The organism is Actinotalea sp., from assembly GCF_035443605.1.
In the GTDB taxonomy this organism is placed as follows: Bacteria; Actinomycetota; Actinomycetes; order Actinomycetales; family Cellulomonadaceae; genus Actinotalea.
On sequence record NZ_DAORSQ010000095.1, the window covers coordinates 1 to 9,330 of the forward strand.

General features: G+C 73.4%; 7 protein-coding genes. 6 read left to right on the top strand and 1 reads right to left on the bottom strand.

The window, feature by feature from the left end; all coding sequences use genetic code 11:
* The 4 genes from PKY62_RS10460 to PKY62_RS10475 all read left to right on the top strand — a co-directional run.
* Window positions 1-730 (top strand): NADH-ubiquinone oxidoreductase-F iron-sulfur binding region domain-containing protein (locus PKY62_RS10460; RefSeq protein ID WP_324536680.1); only part of this gene is annotated, 730 nt, incomplete at its 5' end.
* A 15-nt stretch (window positions 731-745) separates the two neighbouring features.
* Window positions 746-2,698 carry a [FeFe] hydrogenase, group A gene (locus PKY62_RS10465; RefSeq protein ID WP_324536682.1) on the top strand — a complete coding sequence of 651 codons (1,953 nt, stop codon included), beginning with the start codon at window positions 746-748 and terminating at the stop codon, window positions 2,696-2,698.
* The gene (locus PKY62_RS10470; protein WP_324536684.1) at window positions 2,692-3,210 is read left to right on the top strand and encodes an NADH-quinone oxidoreductase subunit NuoE family protein; all 519 of its coding nucleotides are present in this window, start codon (window positions 2,692-2,694) and stop codon (window positions 3,208-3,210) included. Before PKY62_RS10465 ends, PKY62_RS10470 begins: the two co-directional genes overlap by 7 nt.
* A gap of 85 nt (window positions 3,211-3,295) precedes the next feature.
* On the top strand, window positions 3,296-3,811 hold the full coding sequence (locus PKY62_RS10475) for an SRPBCC family protein (RefSeq protein WP_324536686.1): 516 nt from the start codon (window positions 3,296-3,298) through the stop codon (window positions 3,809-3,811).
* Window positions 3,812-3,860: 49 nt separating this feature from the next.
* Here PKY62_RS10475 and PKY62_RS10480 read toward each other — a convergent pair whose 3' ends face one another.
* Window positions 3,861-4,526 (bottom strand): TetR/AcrR family transcriptional regulator, encoded by a 666-nt coding sequence (locus PKY62_RS10480; RefSeq protein WP_324536688.1) that lies wholly within the window; start codon window positions 4,524-4,526, stop codon window positions 3,861-3,863.
* A 135-nt stretch (window positions 4,527-4,661) separates the two neighbouring features.
* Between PKY62_RS10480 and PKY62_RS10485 the strand changes: the two genes are divergently transcribed.
* On the top strand, window positions 4,662-7,478 hold the full coding sequence (locus PKY62_RS10485; protein ID WP_324536690.1) for an MMPL family transporter: 2,817 nt from the start codon (window positions 4,662-4,664) through the stop codon (window positions 7,476-7,478).
* On the top strand, window positions 7,478-9,330 hold a 1,853-nt coding region (locus PKY62_RS10490; RefSeq protein WP_324536692.1), incomplete at its 3' end, for a hypothetical protein. The genes PKY62_RS10485 and PKY62_RS10490, both read left to right, overlap by 1 nt.

Below are 9,330 nucleotides of genomic sequence, written 5' to 3' on the forward strand. Positions count from 1 at the left end.
GGGCTCCGACACCTATGTCTGCGGCGAGGAGACGGCGCTCATCGAGAGCCTCGAGGGGCGCCGTGGCGAGCCGCGCAACCGACCGCCGTTCCCCGTGGTCCGGGGCCTGCACGGGGCGCCGACGGTGGTCAACAACGTCGAAACCTTCGCCTGGGCCGCGGCGATCCTGGCCCACGGCGCCGAGTGGTTCGCGCACACCGGCACCGACCGCTCGACGGGGCCCAAGCTGCTCAGCGTCTCGGGCGACGTCGCCCGGCCCGGCGTCTACGAGTTCCCGCTGGGCGTGAGCATCGCCGAGGTCCTCGAGGCGGCCGGCGCGACCGAGGCCAAGGCGGCGATCGTCGGCGGCGCGGCGGGGGTGTGCGTCCCGGCGGCGTCGTTCGGCCGCGCCATCAGCTACGAGGACGTCTCCACCGGCGGCTCCGTCATCGCGATCGGTCCGTACCGCGACCTGCTCGAGGTGGCGGAGAACCTCCAGTGGTTCTTCGTCAACGAGTCCTGCGGTCAGTGCACGCCCTGCCGGGTGGGCAACGTCAAGCTGCTCGAGGGGATCCAGCAGCTGCGGCGCGGCGAGTGCACGCCGGCGCACCTGGAAGACCTCATCAAGCTGGGCGGCACCATGCGGATCGCCTCGAAGTGCGGGCTCGGGCAGGCCAGCCCCAACGTGTTCCTCTCGATCGTCGAGAGCTACCGGGCCGAGGTCCTCGGCCGGGTTCCGGCGCGGATCTGAGTCGAGGAGCGAGCCGTGAAGGTCCAGGACCCCGCAGTGCACGCGCAGGCCATGCGGATCATGGCCAGCGCCACCGCGTTCGACAGCGCCGAGACCGTCACCGTCACGGTGGACGGCCGCGAGGTCGTCGTCCCCATGGGGGCGAGCATCCTCGAGGCGGCCCAGCGCGCCGGCCGCCGGATCCCCACGCTCTGCCACCACCCCGACCTGCCCGACGCCGGCGTCTGCCGCGTGTGCGTGGTCGAGGTCTCGGGCCAGCGCAACCTCCAGGCGAGCTGCGCGTTCCCGATCACCGCGCCGGTGGACATCAAGACGTACAGCCCGCGCGTGCGGCAGGCCCGGCGGGACATCGTCGACCTCATGCTCGCGGAGCACTGCGGCAACTGCCAGACCTGCGGCCGCAACGGCAACTGCGAGCTCCAGGAGCTGGCTGCCGAGTACGGCTCGGAGACGTTCCGGTTCGGCCACCGCACCGAGCCCACGCGCCGCTTCGACACCTTCGGGCCGTCGATCGTGCGCGACATGAACAAGTGCGTGCACTGCACCCGCTGCATCCGCACGTGCGCCCAGATGCAGGGCATCGGAGCGCTCGGCGTGCTCGGCCGGGGCGACTCGACGACCATGTCGCCGTACCTGGGCCTGCCGATCTCCGAGGTCGTCTGCGTCAGCTGCGGGCAGTGCATCAACCGGTGCCCGACGGGTGCGCTGCAGGAGGTCGACGACACCCAGGCCGTGTGGGCCGCGATCGAGGACCCGACCAAGCACGTCGTCATCCAGACGGCGCCCGCGCCGCGCGCCGCGATCGGCGAGGAGTTCGGCCTCGCGCCCGGCACGCCCGTGACCTGGCACCTGACCACCGCGCTCAAGGAGATGGGTTTCGACAAGGTCTTCGACACCAACTTCAGCGCGGACCTGACGATCATCGAGGAGGGCACGGAGCTGCTGGCGCGCCTGCACGAGAACCTCGTGCTCGGCGACACGCGCCGACCGCTGCCGCAGTTCACGTCCTGCAGCCCGGGCTGGATCAAGTACATCGAGCACCGCTACCCCGAGCGGCTCGCGAACCTGTCCAGCTGCAAGAGCCCGCAGCAGATGTTCGGTGCGCTCATCAAGACCTGGTACGCGCAGGCCAACGGCCTGGACCCGGCCGACGTCGTCTCGGTGTCGCTCATGCCGTGCACGGCGAAGAAGTTCGAGTCCCAGCGGCCCGAGATGACCGCCAGCGGGTACGCCGACGTCGACGTCGCCCTCACCACGCGCGAGCTGGCGCGGATGATCCACGAGAACGGCATCCACCTGCCGGACCTGCCCGAGAGCGACTTCGACGACCCGTTCGGCACGGCCAGCGGCTCCGGCGTCATCTTCGGGGCCACGGGCGGCGTCATGGAGGCCGCGCTGCGCACCGTCGTCGAGCTCGTCACCGGCCGCAAGGTAGAGGAGCTCTTCACGCACGCCGACATCACCCCGGTCCGCGGGTTCGACGGCGCGCGGTACGCCGAGATCACGCTGCCGGCCGAGCTGGGCCCGGTGCCCCCGATCCTGGCGCACCTCTTCACGGACTGGGACTGGCTGCGCGGCGTGACCCTCAAGCTCGCCGTCGTGCACGGGACGGCCAACGCGACCAGGGTCATGGACGACATCGCGGCCGGCGGCCTGTTCGCCGGGTGCCACTTCATCGAGTTCATGGCCTGCCCCGGTGGCTGCCTCGGCGGCGGGGGCCAGCCGATCCCCACCGACGTGACGATCCGCACGGCGCGCGCCCAGGCGATCTATGGCGAGGACGCGCGCTACGGGCAGACGGGTCGGGTGCGCAAGAGCCACGAGAACCCCGCCGTGCTGCGGCTGTACGACGAGCTGCTCACCGACGGGCCGTGCGGGCACACCAGCCACCGCCTGCTGCACACGCAGTACACGGCGCGGGGCACCTTCATCGACACGCACCCCCGGGGGGAGGAGGCGCCATGCTGACCCTGCCGGCGGAGCTCGCCGCCGAGCACGCGGACCTCGTCGAGGCCATCGACGCGCTGGTCGAGGTGCACGGCCACAGCCGCAGCGCCCTCATCCCGGTGCTCCAGGGCCTGCGGGAGCAGAAGCGCGAGATCAACGACGTCGCGATGCAGGTGGTCGCCGACCGGCTGGGCATCACGCCGGTGGACGTCCAGGGCGTGGTGACCTTCTACTCCTTCCTCAGGATGGAGGCCGCCGGCCGGCACGTGGTGCACGTGTGCCGCACGCTCAGCTGCGAGATGGCCGGCATGCGCCGCGTCGCCGAGCAGCTCCAGGCAGAGCTGGGCGTGACCGTCGGCCAGACGTCCGCCGACAACCTCGTCACGCTCGACTGGGTCAACTGCATCGGCATGTGCGACCAGGCGCCGGCGCTCCTCATCGACCGCAGGGCGCTCGGCCGCGTGACGCCGGCCCAGGTGCGCGAGATCGTCGCGGCGCTGCGCGCGGGGGGTGAGATCCCCGCCAGGGCGTAGACCGGCCGGCGTGATGCGGATGGCCGACGGCGGGCCGTCGGCCATCCGCCGCGCGACCCTGCCGCGGCGGGGCTAGCGTCCGAGGATGAGCGCAGCAGCAACGGGTCGCCTGGTCCGCCGCGACGACCAGGACGTCGTCGTCCTCGAGCGGACCTTCGCCGCCCCCGTCGCCGACGTCTGGGCCGCCGTGACCGAGCCGGAGCGTCTGGCGCGGTGGATCGGCACGTGGCGCGGCGACCCGACGTCGGGCGCCGTGCGGTTCCGGATGACCGCGGAGGGCGAGGACGTGCCAGAGGAGACCTACGAGATCCGCGCGTGCGAACCACCGCACCGGCTGGAGCTGCACGCCGCGAACGACTACGGCGTGTGGGACCTCAGGCTCGAGCTGACGGAGGCCGACGGCGCCACGACGCTCGCGTTCGGCCAGGTGGTCCACGACCGCGCGGCCTTCGAGAGCATCGGCCCGGGGTGGGACTACTACCTCGACCGGCTGGTCGCGGCCGAGACGGGGGCCGACGTCGCCGCGGTGGACTTCGCGGCGGACTACTTCCCTGCGCTGCAGGGGCACTACGCGGCGCTGCTGGCGGGGCCCGCGGACTGACGCACCGGGTGCCCGGCCCCCCCCGACGCCCTGGGCGCCGCTGAGCGGATCAGGCGTCGGCGGGCAGGGTGAGCGCGAGGACCATCTGGGCCATGGTGGCGCGCACCTCCTCGACGTCGCCGACGTCGCTTCCGGCGAGGATCGCCGAGCGCAGGGCGTCCTCGAAGGCGTCGACGAGCAGCATCACCGCCGTGCGGGCCGGCACCACGAAGGTCAGACGGGCGCGGTCGAGGGCGCGGTTGACGATCGGCACGAGGGAGGCCTCGAACCGCCTGCGGTGCGCGAGGAAGTCGGTGGACACCGCCGGGTCACGCAGGGCCATGAGGGTGAACTCGCTCTGGACGAGGCACCACTTGCGGTTGTCGAACGGGCCGACGAGGAACTCGAGCAGCAGCTCGCCGAGGGCCTCCTCGTCGAGGGGGTCGCCGGCCGCCTCGAGGCGGGGACGGAGGGTCTCGACCTGCTCGGCGAGGCACGTCAACCGCAGCTCGTTCTCGCGGTCCTTCAGCGCGAAGAAGAGCTCTTCCTTGGTGCTGAAGTTCGAGTAGAAGGCGCCGCGCGTGAAGCCCGCGTGGTCGGTGATCTGCTCGATGGTCGCGGCGTGGACACCCTGGTCCGCGAAGACGTCGAAGGCGGCGTCGAGCAGGCGGTCCCGGGTGCGACCCCGGCGGGGGGTCTCCGGCGGGGGGTGGGTGTGCCGTGCCTGCAGCGCCATGCCCGTCCCGTCTCCTCTCGATGACCACAAGACCGATTGGTCAACCGCGAGCCTATCGGATACGTTCACGTATCGGATACACCGGTGTATCGGGTCGTACCTGTCGCCCACCCCGCTCGATCTCCTGGGAGTCCCGTGTCCTCCGTCCTGTACCGCCTGGGTCGCGCGGTGTTCCGTGCGCGCCGCAGGGTGGCCGCGATCTGGCTCCTCGTCGTCGTGCTCGCCGGGCTGGGCGCCGGCCTGCTGAGCCAGGGCACGGACAACACGTTCTCCATCCCCGGTACCGAGTCCGGGACGGCGCTGGCCCAGCTCAGCCGGACGTTCCCCCAGGTCAGCGGGAGCACGGCGCGCTACGTCGTCGTCGCGCCCGAGGGTGGGCAGGTCACCGACGGCGCCGTGCGCCGGCCCGTGGCCGCGGCCGTCGCGTCCCTCGAGGCGCTCGACCAGGTGGCCGCGGTGAGCGACCCGTTCGGCGAGGTCGTGACCGGGAGCGTCTCCGACGACGGTGCGGCACTCGTCATCGCGGTCCAGATGGACGGGCAGCGGGGCGAGATGACCGAGGAGACCCTCGACGGCCTCGCCCAGGTCGAGGAGGGACTTGCCGCCGCCGTGCCGGACGGTGCTCAGGTCGCGCTCGGTGGTGAGCTGTTCTCCAACGAGGTGCCGACGGTCAGCCTCACCGAGGGGCTCGGCGTGCTCATCGCCCTGGTGGTGCTGGTCGTGACGTTCGGCTCGTTCCTTGCCGCCGGCATGCCGCTGCTCACGGCCCTGCTCGGGGTGGCCCTGTCGATCTCGACCATCTTCATCGCGACGCGCTTCGCGACCGTCTCGTCGACCGCGCCGCTCCTGGCGCTCATGCTCGGCCTGGCGGTCGGCATCGACTACGCGCTGTTCATCATCTCCCGGCACCAGGGCCAGCTGCGGGATGGCCTCGACCCGGAGGAGTCGACCGCGCGGGCGCTGGCGACCGCCGGCTCCGCCGTGGTGTTCGCCGGCCTGACGGTGATGATCGCGCTGTTCGGGCTCGCCGTCGCCCAGATCCCGTTCCTCACGGTGATGGGCATCGCCGCGGCCGGTGGCGTGGGCATCGCCGTGGTCATCGCCGTGACGCTCACCCCGGCCCTGCTCGGCTTCGCGGGCGACCGGCTGCGGCCCGGCTACCGTCGCGACCTGCGCGCCGCACGTCGCGCGGAGCGTCGCGCCGCGGACGGCACGGCCCCGGCCGGTCGCGTCGCGGGCGACCACGCGCACGACCCGCTCGTCGCACCGACGGCCGAGAGCCGCTTCTTCCTCGGCTGGGTGCGGGCCGTGACGCGGTTCCCGGTGGTGACGATCGTCCTCGTCGTGGGGCTGCTCGGGGCCGTCGCCCTGCCGGCAGCGCACCTCGAGCTCGCGCTGCCCGACGCCGGCTCGCAGCCGGCCGGCACGCCGTCCCGCGTGGCCTACGACCTGGTCGCCGAGCACTTCGGCCCCGGCGAGAACGGTCCGCTCATCGTCACCGGGACGATCATCGGCTCGACGGACCCGCTGGGCCTCATGGCCGACCTCAAGGCGGAGATCGAGGCCATGCCGGGCGTCGCCTCCGTTCCCCTGGCGACGCCCAACGCCACGGCGGACACCGGGATCATCCAGGTGGTCCCCGAGGGCGGACCCGACTCGCCCCAGACGAAGGCGCTGGTCCAGGCGATCCGCGACCGGCACGACGAGCTCCAGGCCACCTACGGCGTTGACCTGTCGGTCACCGGGCTCACGGCCGTCGGCATCGACATCTCGGCCCGGCTCGGCAACGCGCTGCTGCCCTTCGGGATCCTCGTGGTCGGGCTGTCGTTCGTGCTGCTCGCGATGGTGTTCCGGTCGCTGTGGGTGCCGCTCAAGGCCACGCTCGGCTACCTGCTGTCCGTCGGGGCGTCGTTCGGCGTGGTCTCGGCGGTCTTCGTCGACGGCTGGGGGGCCTCGCTCATCGGCGTGGACCGCACGGGACCGGTGATCAGCTTCATGCCGATCATCCTCATGGGGGTCCTGTTCGGCCTGGCGATGGACTACGAGGTCTTCCTCGTCTCGCGGATGCGCGAGGACTACGTCCACGGCGGCGACTCCCGCCGCGCGGTCCGGACCGGGTTCGTCTCCTCGGCGCGGGTGGTCACGGCGGCCGCGGTCATCATGTTCTCGGTCTTCGCGGCGTTCGTCCCCGAGGGCGACGTCAACATCAAGCCGATCGCCCTCGGCCTCGCGGTCGGTGTGGCCGTCGACGCGTTCGTGGTCCGCATGACGCTGGTCCCCGCGGTGCTGCACCTGCTGGGCGACCGCGCCTGGCACATGCCGCACCGCCTCGACCGGCTGCTGCCGTCGTTCGACGTCGAGGGGGAGGCGCTCGCCCTCGAGATGGAGCTCGCCGACTGGCCCTCACCCGACGCGGACGAGGCGATCAGCGCGCAGGGCCTGCGGCTGGACACCCCCGACGGCCACCCGATCTACCGCGACGTCGACCTGCACGTGCCGACCGGTGGCCTGCTCGTCGTCCAGGGGCCGCACCGCAGCGGCCGGACGGCACTGATGCTCACCCTCGCCGGCCGCGCCCACGCCGACGCCGGGACCCTCAAGGTCGCCGGTCTGGTGGCACCGGTGCGCGCGGCGGCGATCCGCTCGCGCGTCGCGGTCGCGAGCCTCGCCAGGGCCGTCGACCCCGTCGCCGAGCTGAGGCAGGCGTTCGACGCGCGCGTCCCCGTCGTCGTCATCGACGACCTGGACACGGTCACCGACCCGGTGCACCGGCGCGACGCGCGCGACGAGATCGCCGCAGCCGTCGCGACGGCGACGACAGACGGGCGCCCGCTCACCCTGGTGGTCAGCTGCCTCGATCCGGCGAGCCTCGACGGCCTGCTCCCCGACGGTCCGCCGGTGGTCCACGTCGCCGTGCCGGCCTCCCATCCCGACCTCGCGAAGGTGCTCTGATGGCGACGCCCGACCTCTCCTTCCTCCTGCGTCCCGAGCGCACCCGGCCGCGGGGCCGTGCGACGGGGGTGACGTTGCTCGGGCTCGTGCTCGTTCCCCTCGTGGTCGGCGGCCTGCTGACCTGGGCGCTGTGGCAGCCCACCGAACGTCTCGACCGCATGCAGGCGGCCGTGGTGAACCTCGACACGCCGGTGCAGATCGACGGCCAGATCGTCCCGCTCGGACGCCAGCTCGCGGCAGCCCTGGTCACCTCGGACGGTGCGACCGCGACCGCCACGGCCACGGACGCCACGGCCGCCGACGACCCGCCGCCCGCTCAGGACCGCGCCGCGAACGTCTCCGGGCACGACTCGTCCGGCAACTTCACGTGGGTCCTCACCGACGCGGACGACGCCGCCACCGGCCTGGCCGACGGCACCTACACGACGGTCGTGACCATCCCGTCGACCTTCTCAGCCGCGGCGACCTCCGCGGCCGGCGACCCGGCCGACGTCGTGCGGGCCGTCATCGACGTCCGCACCAGCCAGCGCTCGCGGCTGGTCGATGCCGCCGTGTCCCAGGCCGTCACCGGCGCGGCCGTGGGGCTGCTCAACGCGGAGCTCACCACGAGCGTGCTGACCAACGTCTACCTCGGCTTCAGCACGCTCCACGCCAGCCTCGGCGACGCCGCGGACGGCGCGACGCAGGTCGCCTCCGGTGCCCAGCAGCTCGGCTCCGGCGCGGCAGGGGTCGCGGCGGGCACGGCATCCCTCGCCGACGGCGTCGGGCAGCTGAGCACGGGGGCCACCGAGCTGTCGGACGGGGTGGGCGAGCTCGCCACCGGCGCCTCGGACCTCGCGAGCGGCCTGGGCCAGCTCGCCGACCAGACCGCAGCCTCGGCGCGTGCGGCCCAGGCCGGTCTGCCCGCGACCCAGCAGTTCGTCGACGGCCTCGATGCCCTCGCGGTCGGGGTCAACGGCCCCGGCGGTCTCGCGGAGGGCACCACCGGGCTGGCCCAGGGCGCCTCGGGCCTGCAGGCCACCCTCGACGGGGTGCTCGCCACCCTCGAGACCACCTCGACGGCCTGCGCGGGCGGCGACGCCGCGGCCTGCGCGACCGTGGTCGGGATCGTGCAGGCCCAGCGGCAGCCGGCCGGCCCGACCGGTGGCGCCGCCCCCAGCCTGACCTACCTCGCCGGGAGCGTCGCAGCGGGCGCCGCCGGGCTCGACGCAGCGGTCAACGACGGCGCCGGTGGGGTGCCCGCCCTGGCCGCGAGCGTGACGCAGCTCGCCGCCGGTGGGCACCAGCTCGCCGACGGCGTCACCGGGTCGGTCTCCGGTGCGGGCTCGCTCGCGGGCTACCTCCGGCAGTCCGCCACCGGGGCGGCCCAGCTTGCATCGGGTGCGACGCAGGCCGCCGTCGGCGCGGACCAGCTCGCCGCGGGCGCGCGCGACGCTGAGGCCGGCGCCGGCGAGCTGTCCTCGGGCGCGACGGAGCTGGCCACCGGTGCGGGTTCGCTGGGAACGGGCGCCGACGACCTCGCCTCGGGGCTGACCACGGCTGTCGAGCAGGTGCCCACCTACACCGACGACGAGGCGGACGCCGTCGCGCACGTCGTCGCCACGCCGGTCGCCGTGACGGGCGAGGCGGGGGGGCTCTTCGGCTCGCGCAGCGTTCCGTTCCTCGTGACGGTCGCCCTGTGGCTCGGCGGGCTGGCGACGTTCCTCGTCCTTGGTGCCGTCAACCGCAGGGCCATGGGCTCGACGCGGTCGTCGGTCATGCTCGCCCTCGGGTCGTTCGCGCCCGGCGCGCTCGTCGGCGTCATCCAGGGGCTCGCGGTGACCGCCGTCATGGCGTTCGCGGTCGACCTCAC

Bases quoted from the DNA above. Each gene is read 5' to 3' on its own strand.
- PKY62_RS10480 (WP_324536688.1), bottom strand. From the start codon at position 4,526: ATGGCGCTGCAGGCACGGCACACCCACCCCCCGCCGGAGACCCCCCGC.
- PKY62_RS10470 (WP_324536684.1), top strand. From the start codon at position 2,692: ATGCTGACCCTGCCGGCGGAGCTCGCCGCCGAGCACGCGGACCTCGTC.
- PKY62_RS10475 (WP_324536686.1), top strand. From the start codon at position 3,296: ATGAGCGCAGCAGCAACGGGTCGCCTGGTCCGCCGCGACGACCAGGAC.